The organism is Serratia entomophila (assembly GCF_021462285.1).
Lineage (GTDB): Bacteria > Pseudomonadota > Gammaproteobacteria > Enterobacterales > Enterobacteriaceae > Serratia > Serratia entomophila.
The window spans coordinates 4,657,110-4,673,202 of record NZ_CP082787.1 but is presented as its reverse complement, the minus strand read 5'-3'; the positions used below and the strand labels follow the sequence as shown (position 1 = coordinate 4,673,202).

14 protein-coding genes are annotated in these 16,093 nt (G+C 60.8%); 8 read left to right on the top strand and 6 right to left on the bottom strand.

What is annotated here, in order from left to right:
* Positions 1 to 164: 164 nt before the first annotated feature.
* The gene (gene uvrD, locus KHA73_RS22385) at positions 165 to 2,327 is read left to right on the top strand and encodes a DNA helicase II (protein WP_234586824.1); all 2,163 of its coding nucleotides are present in this window, start codon (positions 165 to 167) and stop codon (positions 2,325 to 2,327) included.
* Between the two features lie 141 nt (positions 2,328 to 2,468).
* Here uvrD and KHA73_RS22380 read toward each other — a convergent pair whose 3' ends face one another.
* Entirely contained in the window at positions 2,469 to 2,957 is a 489-nt protein-coding gene (locus KHA73_RS22380; RefSeq protein WP_234586823.1) for a WbuC family cupin fold metalloprotein, read from the bottom strand.
* Between the two features lie 453 nt (positions 2,958 to 3,410).
* Between KHA73_RS22380 and corA the strand changes: the two genes are divergently transcribed.
* Positions 3,411 to 4,361: a magnesium/cobalt transporter CorA gene (gene corA / locus KHA73_RS22375; RefSeq protein ID WP_061798827.1), complete on the top strand. Its 951-nt coding sequence runs from the start codon at positions 3,411 to 3,413 to the stop codon at positions 4,359 to 4,361.
* A 69-nt stretch (positions 4,362 to 4,430) separates the two neighbouring features.
* Positions 4,431 to 5,489 (top strand): AbrB family transcriptional regulator, encoded by a 1,059-nt coding sequence (locus KHA73_RS22370; protein ID WP_234586821.1) that lies wholly within the window; start codon positions 4,431 to 4,433, stop codon positions 5,487 to 5,489.
* On the opposite strand, the gene rarD is transcribed toward KHA73_RS22370, so the two are convergent.
* Together rarD and KHA73_RS22360 are read right to left on the bottom strand one after the other, a co-directional pair.
* A complete protein-coding gene (rarD, locus tag KHA73_RS22365; protein WP_234586819.1) occupies positions 5,481 to 6,368 on the bottom strand; it encodes an EamA family transporter RarD in 888 nt (295 codons plus the stop codon). The genes KHA73_RS22370 and rarD overlap by 9 nt on opposite strands.
* A gap of 63 nt (positions 6,369 to 6,431) precedes the next feature.
* On the bottom strand, positions 6,432 to 6,902 hold the full coding sequence (locus KHA73_RS22360; RefSeq protein WP_234586817.1) for a thioesterase family protein: 471 nt from the start codon (positions 6,900 to 6,902) through the stop codon (positions 6,432 to 6,434).
* A 205-nt stretch (positions 6,903 to 7,107) separates the two neighbouring features.
* Here KHA73_RS22360 and pldA point away from each other — a divergent pair, with 205 nt between their 5' ends.
* The 3 genes from pldA (at position 7,108) to rhtC (ending at position 10,539) form a co-directional block, all read left to right on the top strand.
* Positions 7,108 to 7,989, top strand: a complete 882-nt coding sequence (gene pldA / locus KHA73_RS22355; RefSeq protein ID WP_234586816.1) for a phospholipase A — start codon at positions 7,108 to 7,110, stop codon at positions 7,987 to 7,989.
* 78 nt (positions 7,990 to 8,067) lie between these two features.
* The gene (gene recQ, locus KHA73_RS22350; RefSeq protein ID WP_234586814.1) at positions 8,068 to 9,900 is read left to right on the top strand and encodes an ATP-dependent DNA helicase RecQ; all 1,833 of its coding nucleotides are present in this window, start codon (positions 8,068 to 8,070) and stop codon (positions 9,898 to 9,900) included.
* A gap of 12 nt (positions 9,901 to 9,912) precedes the next feature.
* The gene (gene rhtC, locus KHA73_RS22345; protein ID WP_234586812.1) at positions 9,913 to 10,539 is read left to right on the top strand and encodes a threonine export protein RhtC; all 627 of its coding nucleotides are present in this window, start codon (positions 9,913 to 9,915) and stop codon (positions 10,537 to 10,539) included.
* Between the two features lie 46 nt (positions 10,540 to 10,585).
* Here rhtC and rhtB read toward each other — a convergent pair whose 3' ends face one another.
* Positions 10,586 to 11,206: a homoserine/homoserine lactone efflux protein gene (gene rhtB / locus KHA73_RS22340; RefSeq protein ID WP_234586810.1), complete on the bottom strand. Its 621-nt coding sequence runs from the start codon at positions 11,204 to 11,206 to the stop codon at positions 10,586 to 10,588.
* A gap of 145 nt (positions 11,207 to 11,351) precedes the next feature.
* On the opposite strand from rhtB, the gene pldB reads away from it, so the two are divergent.
* Entirely contained in the window at positions 11,352 to 12,389 is a 1,038-nt protein-coding gene (pldB, locus tag KHA73_RS22335) for a lysophospholipase L2 (protein ID WP_234586808.1), read from the top strand.
* Between the two features lie 11 nt (positions 12,390 to 12,400).
* Positions 12,401 to 13,198 (top strand): sugar/pyridoxal phosphate phosphatase YigL, encoded by a 798-nt coding sequence (gene yigL / locus KHA73_RS22330; protein WP_234586807.1) that lies wholly within the window; start codon positions 12,401 to 12,403, stop codon positions 13,196 to 13,198.
* Positions 13,199 to 13,230: 32 nt separating this feature from the next.
* On the opposite strand, the gene glpQ is transcribed toward yigL, so the two are convergent.
* Positions 13,231 to 14,313 carry a glycerophosphodiester phosphodiesterase gene (glpQ, locus tag KHA73_RS22325; protein WP_234586805.1) on the bottom strand — a complete coding sequence of 361 codons (1,083 nt, stop codon included), beginning with the start codon at positions 14,311 to 14,313 and terminating at the stop codon, positions 13,231 to 13,233.
* Positions 14,314 to 14,512: 199 nt separating this feature from the next.
* Positions 14,513 to 15,868: a glycerol-3-phosphate transporter gene (glpT, locus tag KHA73_RS22320; RefSeq protein WP_234586803.1), complete on the bottom strand. Its 1,356-nt coding sequence runs from the start codon at positions 15,866 to 15,868 to the stop codon at positions 14,513 to 14,515.
* Positions 15,869 to 16,093 lie beyond the last annotated feature (225 nt).

Here is a 16,093-nt window from a genome sequence, read left to right as displayed (position 1 = left end):
TGTGTGCACCCCGGTCACTTGCTTGCGTAAGCGCCTGGGGATTCGCACACTTGCCGCCTTGCTGCAACTTCAATTATTTCGGGTATAATCCCAGACTGACTCTGTATAAATTCCCAGTGGAAAACGCGTTTTGGTTGCGTTTTCCCTTACCTATGATGGTGCCTATGGACGTTTCCGATCTGCTCGACAGCCTGAATGAAAAACAACGCGAAGCCGTGGCGGCGCCGCGCTGCAACCTGTTGGTTCTGGCCGGCGCGGGCAGCGGTAAAACCCGGGTGCTGGTGCATCGCATCGCCTGGCTGCTGTCGGTGGAGAACTGCTCGCCGTATTCGATCATGGCGGTAACCTTCACCAACAAGGCGGCGGCGGAAATGCGCCACCGCATCGAGCACCTGATCGGCACCAGCCAGGGCGGCATGTGGATCGGCACCTTCCACGGGTTGGCGCATCGCCTGCTGCGCGCACACCATATGGAAGCCAATCTGCCGCAGGACTTCCAGATCCTCGACAGCGACGACCAGCTGCGGCTGCTCAAGCGCATCGTCAAGGCGCTGAACATCGACGAGAAGCAGTGGCCGCCGCGCCAGGCGATGTGGTACATCAACGGTAAGAAAGACGAAGGCCTGCGCCCGCAGCACGTCGAAACCTACAACAATCCGGTGGAAGCCACCTGGCTGCGCATCTATCAGGCCTATCAGGAGGCCTGCGACCGCGCCGGGCTGGTGGACTTCGCCGAGCTGCTGTTGCGCGCCCACGAGCTGTGGCTGAACAAGCCGCATATCCTCAACCATTACCGCGAGCGCTTCACCAACGTACTGGTGGACGAATTCCAGGATACCAACAGCATCCAGTACGCCTGGATCCGCCTGCTGGCGGGCAACAACAGCAACGTGATGATCGTCGGCGACGACGACCAGTCGATCTACGGCTGGCGCGGCGCGCAGGTGGAGAACATTCAGCGCTTCCTGAAGGACTTCCCCGGTGCCGAGACCATCCGCCTGGAGCAGAACTACCGTTCGACCAGCAACATCCTGAAGGCGGCCAATACCCTGATCGCCAACAACGACGGGCGCATGGGCAAAAACCTGTGGACCGAGGGCGGAGAAGGCGAGCCTATCTCGATCTACTGCGCCTTCAACGAGCTCGACGAATCGCGCTTCGTGGTCAACCGCATCAAGACCTGGCAGGACAACGGCGGCGCGCTGAACGACTGCGCCATTCTGTACCGCAGCAACGCCCAGTCGCGGGTGCTGGAAGAGGCGCTGTTGCAGACCGCGATGCCGTATCGCATCTACGGCGGCCAACGCTTCTTCGAACGTCAGGAAATCAAGGATGCGCTGGCCTATTTGCGTTTGATCTCCAACCGCAACGACGACGCGGCCTTTGAACGGGTGGTCAACACCCCGACGCGCGGCATCGGCGATCGCACCCTCGACGTGGTACGCCAGGCCGCGCGCGATCGCCAGTTGACGCTGTGGCAGGCCACCCGCGCGCTGCTGCAGGACAAGGTGCTGGCGGGCCGCGCCGCCTCGGCGCTGCAGCGCTTTACCGAGCTGGTGGATGCGCTGGCGCACGAAACCGCCGAGATGCCGCTGCATGTGCAGACCGACCGGGTGATCCGCGATTCCGGTCTGTTCATCATGTATGAGCAAGAGAAGGGCGAGAAGGGCCAGGCGCGCATCGAAAACCTGGAGGAACTGGTGACGGCGACGCGCCAGTTCAGCTACCAGGAAGAAGATCAGGATCTGATGCCGCTGCAGGCGTTCTTGTCGCACGCGGCGCTGGAGGCGGGCGAAGGCCAGGCCGACGCCTATCAGGACGCGGTGCAGCTGATGACCCTGCACTCCGCCAAGGGGCTGGAGTTCCCGCTGGTGTTTATCGTCGGTATGGAAGAGGGCATGTTCCCGAGCCAGATGTCGCTGGATGAAGGCGGCCGGCTGGAAGAGGAACGCCGCCTGGCCTACGTGGGCCTGACGCGCGCCATGCAGAAGCTGACGCTCACCTACGCGGAAACGCGCCGCTTATATGGCAAAGAGGTGTATCACCGGCCGTCGCGCTTTATCGGCGAGCTGCCGGAAGACTGCGTGGAAGAGGTGCGCTTGCGCGCCAGCGTTTCGCGCCCGGTGAATCACCGCCGCATGGGCACGCCAATCAGTGAAAACGACACCGGCTACAAGCTGGGCCAGCGCGTGCGTCATGCCAAGTTCGGCGAAGGCACCATCGTGAATCTGGAAGGCAGCGGCGAACACAGCCGGCTGCAGGTAGCCTTCCCGGGCGAAGGCATCAAGTGGCTAGTGGCGGCCTACGCCCGGCTGGAAACGGTATAATAAACAGAGCAGAACCTCTGTGGGCAACAGCGCTGTAACTATACCCTATGGATTTCAGGTTGCAGCCAGGCGGCCGGTTCGTTCATCCCCAGGCGCTTACGGAAGTCCAGTGACCGGGGTGAATGAACGCAGTCAACAACGCTACGGCTTGAAAGACGACGGGCTATAGCGGTCGCCGATCTGCGCGGTGGCGTACCAGCGCATCACCGCTTCGGTGCCTTCGCCGCCTTCCTGCGGCGCCCAGTGCATGCAGTCTTCTTCCGTCAGCGCCTGATAAGGGCCCTGCTTCACCTCGAACACCACGCCGCCCGGATCGACCGACAGCACCGCGTGCCAGGTAAACGCCGGCATCTCCAGCACTTTGGTTTCTTCGCCGAGCAGGGTGCGCTGCGTCACTACGCCGTCATCGTTGAACTGCAGCACCACAAAACGGCCACGCAGCGGCGTCAGCAGCTCCCAGGTTTGCGGGTGGCGGTGCGGGCGGATGTAGGTGCCGGGCTCCATGGCGATCGCCAGGCGTTGTACCGGGTCGCTTAACTCTTCGTGCAGGGTGCGGTGCGCGCGCAGGCGGGCGACGTTGGCGGCCTGTTCGCTCATCGCAGTCAGTTCATGGGCGGTAATCTGTTTCATCGTTTAAATCCGCAAGCTTGTTGTACCTTAGGGGCCGTAATCTTAGCAACAATCCCCGGCGCGGTCAGGGATCGCCGCGGCTTTTTCTGCATCGTTGAGGCCGGGTTAAGCGCGTTTTTCCTCATTTGTCATAGTGATGAATTGTTGCGCAATTATCCTGTCTAACGTGTTGACAGACTTTTTCGTCTCGGCGTAACATGCGCGCACTATTATCAATGAGGACATACGCCTTGGACACACCCAGTAGATACTGGCTCACTGACCTGCGCCGCAGGTACAACTTCTAAGGCTATCCCATTCTGCCGATAGCCTTCGTGGTTGTCGGCGACCCCGCAAAGCGTCGCTACGAGTCAGATCTCTTCATGGTCTGAAACAAGCCGGTGATACGCACCCCCTCTGTTTCTGTGCTTCAACGCGTTGTCTGCACCCGTCACCATTAGGGAGTTTTGGCACATGCTAAGCGCTTTTAAATTAGATAACAGCCGCTTGTCCCGTCTGGAGCTGGATGACTCAGATGATCTCACCACGTCGCTGTGGGTCGACCTGGTTGAGCCGGAAGAAGGCGAGCGCGAGCGCGTGCAAAACGAGCTGGGCCAAAGCCTGGCGACGCGTCCGGAGCTGGACGACATCGAAGCCTCCGCCCGCTTCTTCGAAGACGAAGACGGCCTGCATATTCACTCCTTCTTCTACTTTGAGGATGCGGAAGATCATGCCGGCAACTCGACGGTGGCATTCACCATTCGCGACGGCCGGCTGTATACCCTGCGCGAACGCGAGCTGCCGGCCTTCCGGCTGTACCGTATGCGCGCCCGCAACCTGACCATGGTCGACGGCAACGCCTACGAGCTGTTGCTGGACCTGTTCGAGACCAAAATCGAACAGCTGGCCGACGAGATCGAGAATATCTACAGCGATCTGGAAAAGCTCAGCCGGGTGATCATGGAAGGACACCAGGGCGACGAATACGACGAAGCCTTGTCGACGCTGGCGGAGCTGGAGGATATCGGCTGGAAGGTGCGCCTGTGCCTGATGGATACCCAGCGCGCGCTGAACTTCCTGGTGCGCAAGGCGCGGCTGCCGACCGGCCAGCTGGAGCAAGCGCGCGAAGTGCTGCGCGACATCGAATCCCTGCTGCCGCACAACGAATCGCTGTTCCAGAAGGTGAACTTCCTGATGCAGGCGGCGATGGGGTTTATCAACATCGAGCAGAACCGTATCATCAAAATCTTCTCGGTGGTGTCGGTGGTGTTCCTGCCGCCCACGCTGGTGGCGTCCAGCTATGGGATGAACTTTGAGTTTATGCCGGAGCTGAAATGGTCGTTCGGCTACCCGGGCGCCATCAGCCTGATGATCCTGGCGGGGCTGGCTCCCTACCTGTACTTCAAGCGCAAGAACTGGCTTTAAACGAAACGCGCTTTGCCAACTTGGAGGTAGAATGGCCTTCAGTTTAATCTGTTGGTAAGGCGCGCGTTGATGGAGAGGTTGCCCCGCTTGATACAGTGGTCGATTCTGTTGCTGGCTTCGCTGGCGCTGGGATTTGGCCTGCAGAGGTTCCATATACCGGCCGCGCTGCTGCTGGGGCCGATGATCGTCGGCGTCGCCATGGGGCTGCTGGGCGCCACGGTGCGCATTGCCAAACCGTTGTTTATCGCCGCGCAGGCGGTGCTGGGCTGCATGATCGCCCAGAGCCTTTCCCCTTCGATTCTGACTCCGTTGCTCGCCGATTGGCCGCTGGTGCTGCTGGTGTTGATCGCCACGCTGTTGGCCAGCGGCGTTTCCGGCTGGTGCCTGGTGCGTTTCAGCCGATTGCCGGGCCCGACCGGCGCCTGGGGGTCTTCGCCCGGCGGCGCGTCCGCTATGGTGGCGATGGCCGGCGACTTTGGCGCCGACGTGCGGCTGGTGGCCTTTATGCAGTACCTGCGGGTGCTGTTCGTGGCGACGGCCGCCGCCGTGGTGGCGCGGGTTGGCCTGGGGGATGAGGCCGGACAGGGCGGCGCGGCGCTGCAGTGGTTCCCGCCGCTGGACTGGCGTTTTCTCGCCACCCTTGGCGTCGCCGCCGCCGGTGCCTGGCTCGGGCCGCGGATGCGCATACCTTCAGGCGCGCTGCTGCTGCCGATGATCCTTGGCGCGGCGCTGCATTCGGGCGGCCTCATGGCGCTGCAGGTGCCGGAATGGCTGTTGGCGTTGGCCTACACCTTAATCGGCTGGAGCGTGGGGTTGCGCTTCACCCGGCCGATCTTCCTGCTGGCATTGCGCACCCTGCCGCACATGCTGGCGTCCATTCTGGCGCTGATGGTGTTTTGCGGACTGTTGGCGTGGATGCTGACCCATTTCCTGCCGGTAGATATGATGACCGCCTATCTGGCGACCAGCCCGGGCGGGGTGGATACCGTGGCGATCATCGCGGCGGGCAGCCGGGTGGACATGTCGTTCGTGATGGCGATGCAGACGCTGCGGCTGTTCACCATCCTGCTGACCGGCCCGGCGATGGCGCGGTTTATTTCCAGCCGCGCCGCACCGGCATCAACGTAGCTTGCGTTGGGTGTAGAGCGCGTCGAGGGTAAACAGCACCAGCGCCGCCCAGATAAAGCCGAAGGTCACCAGCTTGTCCTGGCCGACGGTTTCGCCATAAAAGGTGACCGCCAACAGGAACATCAGCGTCGGGCCGAGGTACTGGAAGAAGCCGAGCGTCGACAGGCGCAGGCGGGTGGCCGCGGCGGTGAAGAACAGCAGCGGCACGGTAGTGACGACCCCGGCGGCGATCAGCAGCAGGTTCAGCGACCAGGGGTTGGCGCCCAGGTGGCTGGTCGGGCTGTCGGCGATCAGGAACAGGTAAACCGCCGCCACCGGCAGCAACCACAGGGTTTCAATCAGCATGCCGGTCTGGGCGTCGATGGCGATCTTTTTACGCAGCAGGCCGTAGAAGGCGAAGCTGAACGCCAGCCCCAGGCCGATAATCGGCAGCGAGCCGAACTGCCACAGCTGGATCAGCACGCCGGCGAACGCCAGCGCCACCGCCAGCCACTGCATGCGGCGGAAACGCTCGCCGAGGAACAGCATTCCCAACAGCACGTTAACCAGCGGGTTGATGAAATAACCCAGGCTGGCCTCCAGCATATGGTGATTATTCACCGCCCAGATAAACAGCAGCCAGTTGCCGCCGACCAGCAGCGCGGTGACCGCCAGCAGCAGCAGCCGTTTGCGGTTCTGGCAGGCGGCGCGCACCTGCGGCCAGTTGCGGCCCAGCGAAATCAGCGCCAGCATAAAGAAGAAAGACCAGATCACCCGGTGGGTGAGGATCTCGTCCGCCGGCACCTGCTGGATCAGTTTGAAATAGGCTGGGGCTATGCCCCAAATAAAATAGGCCGCCAGGGCAAAGAAGATGCCCTGCCGCGTTTGCTGTGCGTCCATGACGTTACTCTGATGGGGAAAAGAAGATGCGGTGAGTGTACTTAAGACACTCACCGCGCACAATCACCCGACCAGATAAGTGGCGGTGGCGCTGGCGATGTGCAGGCCGTCGTGGTTATGCAGTTCTGCGCGGGCGACCGCCACCTTGTTGCCGCTGCGCAGCACGCTGGCGGAGGCGATGAAATGCTCGCCGCGGCCGGGGCGCAGGTAGTCGACCCGCAGATCAATGGTGCCCATGCGCGACAGGCGCGCGGCGATTTCCTCTTCGATCAGCGGATCCAGGCGCATCAGCACGCTGCCGGCGCACGCCAGCCCGGCGGCGACGTCCAGCACCGAAGCGATCACGCCGCCGTGCAGGATTTTTTGCGTCGCATTGCCCACCAGCTTCTGCTGGTTGGTGAAGCTCAGCTCGACGTAGTCGTCGTCGAAGCGGCGCAGTTCCAGACCCAGCTCGCGGTTAAACGGCATATGGTAGACAAAGATCTCGCCGATCCTCTGGCGGGCGGTATCGAGTGTGTGAGGTGTGGTTGACATAGTTTCCGTTTTCTTTTGCTATGGCGTTTTAAGGGAAATGAACTGGTCAGTCCAGGTTAACAGATTGTTGATTTTATGCTTAACCTTTGTTGCTTTCCAGACTAATCCAATAAAAGCGTTGTCTGCTGCTGTAAACCGGCCTTTGTGTGTAAAATGGCCTGTTTTTATTTCAAGGCATGTCCTTTTTGTTGGAGTGAGGAACGTTATGCGCATTTTGTCAGGGATCGTTTCTACCACGCTGTTGCTGCTGCCGGCGTTGGTGCAGGCTGAGGAAGCCAAAGAACAGCAAATTCATGATAAACCGGCGGTGCGCGGCAGCATTATTGCCAACCTGCTGCAGGATCACGACAACCCGTTCACGCTGTATCCGTACGAAACCAACTACGTGCTTTACACCTATACCAGCGATATCAACAAAGAGGCCATCAAGTCCTATAATTGGGCCGACAACGCGCGCAAGGATGAGGTGAAATACCAGCTCAGCCTGGCGTTCCCGCTGTGGCGCGGCATCGCCGGCGACAACTCGGTGCTCGGCGCCTCTTATACTCAGCGTTCCTGGTGGCAGCTGTCCAACCATGGCGAATCTTCGCCGTTTCGCGAAACCAACTACGAACCGCAGGTGTTCCTCGGCTGGGCGACCGATTACCGCTTTGCCGGCTGGACGCTGCGCGACGTGGAAGTGGGCCTGAACCACCAGTCCAACGGCCGTTCGGATCCGACTTCGCGCAGCTGGAACCGCGGCTATGCGCGTTTTATGGCGCAGAACGGCAACTGGCAGGTGGATCTGAAACCCTGGTTCCGCTTCTCGGAAAGCGACAGCAGCGACGACAACCCGGACATCACCAAATACATGGGCTATTACCGGTTGAAGGTCGGCTATGCCTGGGGCGACAGCGTGTTCAGCGTCGACAGCCACTACAACTGGAACAGCGGCTACGGCGGCGCAGAGCTGGGCTGGAGTTACCCGCTCGGCAAGCACGTGCGTTTCTACACTCAGGTGTTCAGCGGCTACGGCGAATCGCTGATTGATTACAACTTCCGGCAGACACGGGTGGGCGTTGGTGTCATGCTTAACGATATTATGTAATCATATCCCGGGTATTTTCAGCGGTGGCCGAGCCGGCCGCTGCGCCGTGGGTCTATGCCGATAAAAATGGGGAAGTGTGTGTCAACCGCAGCAGTGATAAACCGAGAGGTGCTGGCAGAACAGGTATTACGCGATACCTTCGGCTACCAGCAGTTCCGTCCGGGCCAACAAACGATTATCAACGCAGCGATCGGCGGGCAGGATTGCCTGGTGGTGATGCCGACCGGCGGCGGAAAATCGTTGTGCTACCAAATCCCGGCGCTGGTGATGGACGGCCTGACCCTGGTGGTCTCCCCGCTGATCTCGCTGATGAAGGATCAGGTCGATCAGCTGTTGGCCTACGGCGTCTCCGCCGCCTGCTACAACTCGACGCAGACCCGCGAGCAGCAGCTGGAAGTGATGGCGGGCTGCCGCAACGGCCAAATCAAGATGCTGTACATCGCCCCCGAGCGGCTGATGATGGACAGCTTCCTCGACCTGCTTGATCACTGCCCGCCGGCGATGCTGGCGGTGGACGAAGCGCACTGTATCTCGCAGTGGGGCCACGACTTCCGTCCGGAATACCGTGCGCTGGGCCAGCTGAAGCAGCGCTTCCCGGCGATGCCGGTGATTGCCCTGACCGCTACCGCCGACGAGTCCACCCGCGGCGACATCGTGCGCCTGCTGGCGCTGCAGGATCCGCTGGTGCAGGTCAGCAGCTTCGACCGGCCGAACATCCGCTATACGCTGGTGGAAAAATTCAAACCGCTCGACCAGCTGTGGCGCTTCGTGCAGGACCAGCGCGGCAAGAGCGGCATTATTTATTGCAACAGCCGCGCCAAGGTGGAAGACACCGCCGCGCGCTTGCAGAGCCGCGGCTTGAGCGTCGGCGCCTATCACGCCGGGCTGGATAACGACCGCCGCGCGCAGGTGCAGGAAGCCTTCCAGCGCGACGATCTGCAGGTGGTGGTGGCCACCGTCGCCTTCGGCATGGGCATCAACAAGCCCAACGTGCGCTTCGTGGTGCACTTCGACATCCCGCGCAATATCGAGTCCTACTACCAGGAGACCGGCCGCGCCGGGCGCGACGGCCTGCCCGCCGAAGCCATTCTGCTGTACGATCCGGCTGATATGGCCTGGCTGCGCCGCTGCCTGGAGGAGAAACCCGCCGGGCAGCAGCTGGATATCGAACGCCACAAGCTGAACGCCATGGGCGCCTTCGCCGAGGCGCAAACCTGCCGCCGGCTGGTGCTGCTCAACTATTTCGGCGAAGGCAAGCACGAGAACTGCGGCAACTGCGACATCTGCCTGGATCCGCCCAAGCGCTACGACGGTCTGGAAGATGCGCGCAAGGCGCTGTCCTGCGTGTACCGCGTCGGCCAGCGGTTCGGGCTGGGCTATATCGTCGAGGTGCTGCGCGGTTCCAACAATCAGCGCATCCGCGAATACGGCCACGACAAGCTGCCGGTGTACGGCATCGGCCGCGATCAGACCACCGAATTTTGGACCAGCGTGCTGCGCCAGCTGATCCACCTGGGCTTTATTACCCAGAACATCGCCATGCATTCGGCGCTGCAATTGACCGAAGCGGCGCGTCCGGTATTGCGCGGCGAAGTGGCGCTGCAGCTGGCGGTGCCGCGCATTCAGAGCCTGAAACCGCGCAGCAGCGCCAACCAAAAATCCTACGGCGGCAATTACGATCGCAAGCTGTTCGCCAAGCTGCGCAAGCTGCGCAAATCGATCGCCGACGAAGAAAATATTCCGCCTTACGTGGTGTTCAACGACGCCACGCTGTTGGAAATGGCCGAACAGATGCCGATCAAGGCCGGCGATCTGCTGAGCGTCAACGGCGTCGGCCAACGCAAACTGGAACGTTTCGGCGCGCCCTTTATGGCGATGATCCGCGACCACCTGGATAATGACGAAGACTAAGGGCAATAAATCATGCTGATGCTGTTTTTGACCGTGGCGCTGGTGCACCTGATTGCGCTGATGAGCCCGGGGCCGGACTTCTTTTTTGTGTCGCAAACCGCCGCCAGCCGTTCGCGCCGCGAAGCGATGATGGGGGTGCTCGGCATCTCGCTCGGCATCGTGGTGTGGGCCGGGGTGGCGCTGATGGGGCTGCACCTGATCTTGCAGAAAATGGCCTGGCTGCATCAGGTGATCATGGTCGGCGGCGGGATTTACCTGTGCTGGATGGGCTGGCAGCTGCTGCGTTCGGCGCGGGCGCAAAATGCCCGGCCGGCGGCCGAAGCGGAGGTGAAGGTCGCGTTGCCGAAGGCTGGGCGTAGCTTTATCCGTGGTTTTTTGACCAACCTCTCCAACCCGAAAGCGGTGATCTACTTCGGCAGCGTGTTCTCGCTGTTTGTCGGCGACGACGTCGGCGCCGGTGCGCGCTGGGGACTGTTCTTGCTGATTATCGCCGAGACCTTCGTCTGGTTCAGCCTGGTGGCGATGGTGTTTGCGCTGCCGGCGATGCGCCGCGGCTACCAGCGGTTGGCCAAATGGATCGACGGGCTGGCGGGCGTGCTGTTCACAGGTTTCGGCTTGCACCTGATCTTTACCCGTTAGGCTATTTGGGCTGCCCGGGTGCAAACGGGCAGCCCAAACCAAATTCTCAGGCCTTTCTGGCCGTCGCCAACAACCCCGCCACCAGGATAAACAGCGAACCGAAGATGCGATTCAGCAGCTGCATCTGGCGCGGCGTCTTCAGCCAGCCGGCAATGCGCTTGGCCAGGGTGGCGTAACCGATCATCACCAAAATATCCACCGCCACCGTGGTGGCCCCGAGCACCAGGTACTGTTCGGCCTGCGGCTGATTGGGCAGGATGAACTGCGGAAACAGCGCGGCCAGGAACACGATGCTTTTCGGGTTGGTCAGGTTGACCAGCACCGCGCGGCGGAACAGGCGGCGGCGGGGCATGCTGCCCGCCAGCGCGTGCAGATCCAACGCCCCGGCGGCGCGCCACTGCTGGATGCCTAGCCACACCAGATAGGCGGCGCCCAGCCACTTCAGCAGTTCGAACGCCAACAGCGATTGAGAGATCAGCGCGCCAAGGCCAATGCCCACCAGCAGAATATGGGTGCTCAGCCCGATCTGCAGGCCGGCGATCGACGCCGCCGCGCCGCGGTAGCCATGGCTGATGCCGGTGCTCATGGTGTTGATGGCGCCGGAGCCGGGGGACAGGCTGAGAATGAGGGTTGTCAGCAGATAGGTTAACCACCAGTCCAAGGTCATTGCGCAGCTCCCTGAAAGCGTCGTTTTGTGCCACAATGCGCCGATATGGCGCCATTTTTGTCAGAATTAAATCACAATACGCTAGTATTATTTCTTGTGCCAGCGGTCACATTTTTCCGCCGGCCACACAGGGAAAAGGCTCTCGATGACCTCGTTCACTCTCAGCATTGATGACTGGTTAGCGCGTGAAACGCAGTTCGCTGCTTTCGCCACCGGGCCGCTGCTGGATTTTTGGCGGCTGCGCGAGGAAGGCGAGTTCAGCGGGGTGGACGGCGTGCCGATCCGCTTCGTGCGCATCTGTTCGCCGCGCCACCGGCGGGTGGTGGTGGTAAGCCCCGGCCGCATCGAAAGCTACGTGAAATACCCTGAGGTTGCCTACGATCTGTTCCATTGCGGCTACGACGTGATGATCGTCGACCATCGCGGCCAGGGGCGTTCGGGCCGTTTACTGGCAGATACGCATCGCGGTCATGTGGTAAACTTCAGCGATTACGTTGATGATTTCGAGCAGTTCTATCAGCGTGAAGTGGCGCCGCGCGGCTACCGCCACTGCTTCGCCCTGGCCCATTCGATGGGCGGCGCGATCCTGGCGCAGTTCCTGCTGCGCCGGCCGCAGGCGTTCGACGCGGCGGCGTTTTGCGCGCCGATGTTCGGCATCTATTTGCCGATGCCGGGCTGGATGGCCAGGCGCATTCTGGATTGGGCGGAGAAACGCCCGGCGGTGCGCGAGTATTACGCGGTGGGGACCGGCCAGTGGCGGCCGCTGCCCTACGTGGTCAACGTACTGACCCACAGCCGCGAGCGCTATCGGCGCTGTCTGCGTTATTACGCCGATTACCCCGAGCTGCAGGTGGGTGGGCCGACCTATCACTGGGTGCGGGAAAGCATTCAGGCCGGGCGCGAAGTCGTCGCTCAGGCCGCCAACATCAACACGCCGCTGTTATTATTGCAGGCCGGTGAAGAACGGGTGGTCGACAACCGTTCGCATCAGGCTTTTTGTCAGGCACTGTCAGACGCGGGGCACCCCTGTGAAGGGGGACAACCGCGGGTTATCGAAGGCGCACGCCATGAGATCCTGTTCGAGCGGGACGCGATGCGCGCCGAAGCACTGAACGCAATCCTGCGCTTCTTTGCTCAACACTTAGGTGGTAACCCTACCGCCGACAACTCCATCAGAGGTTAGAACATAACGCTATGTATCACGTCGTCGCTTCCGATTTAGATGGCACGCTGCTGTCTCCCGACCACACTCTGTCGCCGTACGCCAAAGAAACGCTCAAGCTGCTGACCCAGCGCGATGTGCACTTTGTTTTCGCCACCGGCCGCCACCATATCGACGTTTCGCAGATCCGCGATAACCTGGAAATCAGCGCCTTCATGATCACCTCCAACGGCGCCCGGGTGCACAACACCGAGGGTGAACTGATCTTCAGCCACAACCTCGACGCGGACATCGCCCGCGATCTGTACGGCATGATGCACGACGATGCGGACATCACCACCAACGTCTACCGCAACGACGACTGGTACATCAACCGCGAAAGCCCGGAGCAGGCGGAGTTTTTCCGTGAGTCGGTCTTCACCTATCAGCTGTTTGAGCCGGGCCTGCTGGAAACCGACGGCGTCTGCAAGGTGTACTTCACCTGTGACGACCACGAAAAGCTGCTGCCGCTGGAAGACGCCATCAACGCGCGCTGGGGCGATCGGGTCAACGTCAGCTTCTCGTTCCCGACCTGCCTGGAAGTGATGGCCGGTGGGGTGTCGAAGGGGCATGCGCTGGAAGAAGTGGCCAAGATCATCGGTTATACGCTGAAAGAATGCATCGCCTTCGGCGACGGCATGAACGATCTGGAAATGCTGTCGATGGCCGGCAAGGGCTGCATCATGCGCGACGCCCACCAGCGCCTGAAGGACAAGCTGCCGAACCTGGAAGTGATCGGCTCCAACGTCGACGACGCGGTGCCGCACTACCTGCGCAAGATGTACCTCTGAAATAACAAGGGCGCCCTGCGGCGCCCTTGCTGTTACTTGTGCTGGCCCTGCTTTTGCAGGAACTGCACGCCCTTGTCAGGGAAGTCGGTGAACACGCCGTCGACGCCCGCCTGGTTGTAAATCACGTCATACAGCTGATTCACGTCGGTGACGTATTTCGGCAGCGCGTCGGCGCGGATGGTGAACGGATGCACCGCCAGCTTGCTGGCATGCGCCTCTTTCACCATGTCGGTCAGCACGACGTGCCCCGGTTTGGATTGTTCCGCTACCACCAGCATGTGGTAGTCCGGCCCGATGCCGTCGGCGTACTGGGCGATTTTCTTCATCGCGCCCGGCTTGAACATCCAGTCGTAGTCGTATTCCACCCACTTGCCGTCGGCCTTCTGCTCGTAGGTTTCCTGCCAGTCGTTATAGGCGATCAGCTGAATCAGCTTCAGATCCATGCCCATTTTCGGCTCCAGCTCGGTCTTGATGCGCTTCAGTTCGTTGGCGTCGAAGCACTGTAGGTAGACATTGTCGCCCTTGCCGGTGTAACCGTACTGTTTCAGCACCGCCAGCACTTTGCTGGAGATATCCTTGCCTTCCTGCTTGTGGAACCACGGCGCCTTGATTTCCGGATAGATGCCGATGTTCTTGCCCGTCGAGTGGTTCAGGCCCTGCACGAACTCGATCTCTTCCTGGAAGGTGTGCACGCGGAAGTCGGATTTGCCCATCGGGAAGCGGCCAGGGTAGCCCTGCACCTTCTTGCCGTTTTCAATCTCGAAGCCTTCGGTGAACTTCAGCGATTTGATTTCCGCCAGGGTGAAGTCGATGGCGTAGTAACGGCCATCCTTGCGTGCGCGGTCCGGGAAGCGTTCGGCCACGTCGGTCACGCGGTCGAGATAGTGATCGTGCAGCACCACCAGCTCGTTATCCTTGGTCATCACCAGATCCTGCTCGAGGAAATCGGCGCCCTGTGCGTAGGCCATCGCCTTCGCCGGCAGGGTGTGTTCCGGCAGGTAGCCGCTGGCGCCGCGGTGGGCGATCACCACTTTATCGTCGGCGGCATGGGCGGCGCCGGCCATTGAGGTGGCGAGGATAATCCCTGTCAGCAGGGCTTTAACTTGAGTCCGCATTCTGTGGTTCTCCATGTTGTTGGTGCAGGGTAATAAAAAGGCCGCAGGGCGGCCTTTTTACCCGTCGCCTTTCAAGTTGCAGCGTTGTTACCTGCGCTCACTCACCCCAGTTACTTACTAAAGTCAGCGCCTGGGGATGAGTGAGCTGGCCGCCTGGCCGCAACTCGAAATTCATAGGGTAAAGATGATGCGATAATGCTTAGCCGCGTTTGCTGGCGGCGACTTCCGCGTGGTGTTTCTTCTCGCTCAGCATGGTCAGCAACAGCAGCAGTACTGCGCCGACGCTGCCGCCGATCATCACCATAAAGCCGCCGTCCCAACCAAAGTAGTCCACGGTATAGCCGACGATGGCGCTGGCGGCGACCGAGCCGCCCAGGTAACCGAACAGGCCGGTGAAGCCTGCGGCGGTGCCTGCGGCTTTCTTCGGCGCCAGCTCCAGCGCGTGCAGGCCGATCAGCATCACCGGGCCGTAGATCAGGAAGCCGATGGTGATCATACAGGCCATGTCGATGCCAGGGTTGCCGACCGGGTTAAGCCAGTAAACGACGGTGGCGATGGTCACCAGGGTCATGAAGAACACGCCGGTAGCGCCGCGGTTGCCTTTAAACACCTTGTCCGACATCCAGCCGCACAGCAGGGTGCCCGGGATACCGGCATATTCGTACAGGAAGTAAGCCCAGGAGGACTTGTCCAGCGCGAAGTGCTTCACTTCTTTCAGGTAAGTCGGCGACCAGTCGAGGATGCCGTAGCGCAGCAGGTAAACGAACACGTTGGCGACCGCGATGTACCACAGCAGTTTGTTCGGCAGAATGTACTGCATGAAGATCTGCTTGGCGGTCAGCTCTTCTTCGGCTTTCTCGCTGTAATCGTCCGGATAGTCGTTCTTGTACTCTTCAATCGGCGGCAGGCCGCAGGACTGCGGGGTGTCGCGCATCAGGCCGAAGGCGATCAGGGCGACCAGAATGGCGCCGAAGGCCGGCATGTACAGCGCCGCGTGCCAGTCGTTGAACCAGGCCATGCCCAGCAGGAACAGCAGCGGCGGCAGGCCGCCACCCACGTTGTGGGCGCAGTTCCACACCGAAACGATGCTGCCGCGCTCTTTCTGCGACCACCAGTGCACCATGGTACGGCCGCACGGCGGCCAACCCATGCCCTGGAACCAGCCGCACAGGAACAGCAGCACGAACATCACCGCGATGCTGGAGGTGGCCCACGGCACGAAGCCCATGAACAGCATCACCGCCGCGGCCAGGATCAGGCCGGCGGGCAGGAATACCCGCGGGTTGGAGCGGTCGGAGACCGACCCCATGATGAATTTGGAAAAACCGTAGGCGATGGAAATGCCCGACAGCGCGAAACCGAGGTCGCCGCGGCTGAAGCCCTGCTCGATCAGGTACGGCATCGCCAGGGTGAAGTTCTTACGCACCAGATAGTAGGCGGCGTAACCGAAGAAGATCCCCATAAAAATTTGCCAGCGCAATTTACGGTAGAGCGGGTCGACTTTGTCGACCGGCACACGGGAAATGTGTGCTGCCGGCTTAAAAATACTCAACATGAGCGCCTCCGATGGCTTTATCTGTTATCACATCAATATGACCTTTTACGTTCATTTGATGATTGAGCGGATATCGAATGTGGTGTTTTTTTGTTCCATAACGAGCGCCATCCTAGTCAAATACGCCTGGTGTCGCTGTGATGAATGGCGCAAATGTTACACTTTTATGAAACTAACGCGGATTTTGAGCGATTCGTTAACGTTATGAAATAGAAAAAGGCCCAA

What these genes read in the sequence shown, in the direction of transcription:
- glpQ (WP_234586805.1), bottom strand. Translation starts at nt 14,313, where the DNA reads ATGCGGACTCAAGTTAAAGCCCTGCTGACAGGGATTATCCTCGCCACC.
- yigL (WP_234586807.1), top strand. Translation starts at nt 12,401, where the DNA reads ATGTATCACGTCGTCGCTTCCGATTTAGATGGCACGCTGCTGTCTCCC.
- rarD (WP_234586819.1), bottom strand. Translation starts at nt 6,368, where the DNA reads ATGGACGCACAGCAAACGCGGCAGGGCATCTTCTTTGCCCTGGCGGCC.
- glpT (WP_234586803.1), bottom strand. Translation starts at nt 15,868, where the DNA reads ATGTTGAGTATTTTTAAGCCGGCAGCACACATTTCCCGTGTGCCGGTC.
- pldB (WP_234586808.1), top strand. Translation starts at nt 11,352, where the DNA reads ATGACCTCGTTCACTCTCAGCATTGATGACTGGTTAGCGCGTGAAACG.
- KHA73_RS22380 (WP_234586823.1), bottom strand. Translation starts at nt 2,957, where the DNA reads ATGAAACAGATTACCGCCCATGAACTGACTGCGATGAGCGAACAGGCC.
- corA (WP_061798827.1), top strand. Translation starts at nt 3,411, where the DNA reads ATGCTAAGCGCTTTTAAATTAGATAACAGCCGCTTGTCCCGTCTGGAG.
- rhtB (WP_234586810.1), bottom strand. Translation starts at nt 11,206, where the DNA reads ATGACCTTGGACTGGTGGTTAACCTATCTGCTGACAACCCTCATTCTC.
- KHA73_RS22360 (WP_234586817.1), bottom strand. Translation starts at nt 6,902, where the DNA reads ATGTCAACCACACCTCACACACTCGATACCGCCCGCCAGAGGATCGGC.
- pldA (WP_234586816.1), top strand. Translation starts at nt 7,108, where the DNA reads ATGCGCATTTTGTCAGGGATCGTTTCTACCACGCTGTTGCTGCTGCCG.
- rhtC (WP_234586812.1), top strand. Translation starts at nt 9,913, where the DNA reads ATGCTGATGCTGTTTTTGACCGTGGCGCTGGTGCACCTGATTGCGCTG.
- uvrD (WP_234586824.1), top strand. Translation starts at nt 165, where the DNA reads ATGGACGTTTCCGATCTGCTCGACAGCCTGAATGAAAAACAACGCGAA.
- KHA73_RS22370 (WP_234586821.1), top strand. Translation starts at nt 4,431, where the DNA reads ATGGAGAGGTTGCCCCGCTTGATACAGTGGTCGATTCTGTTGCTGGCT.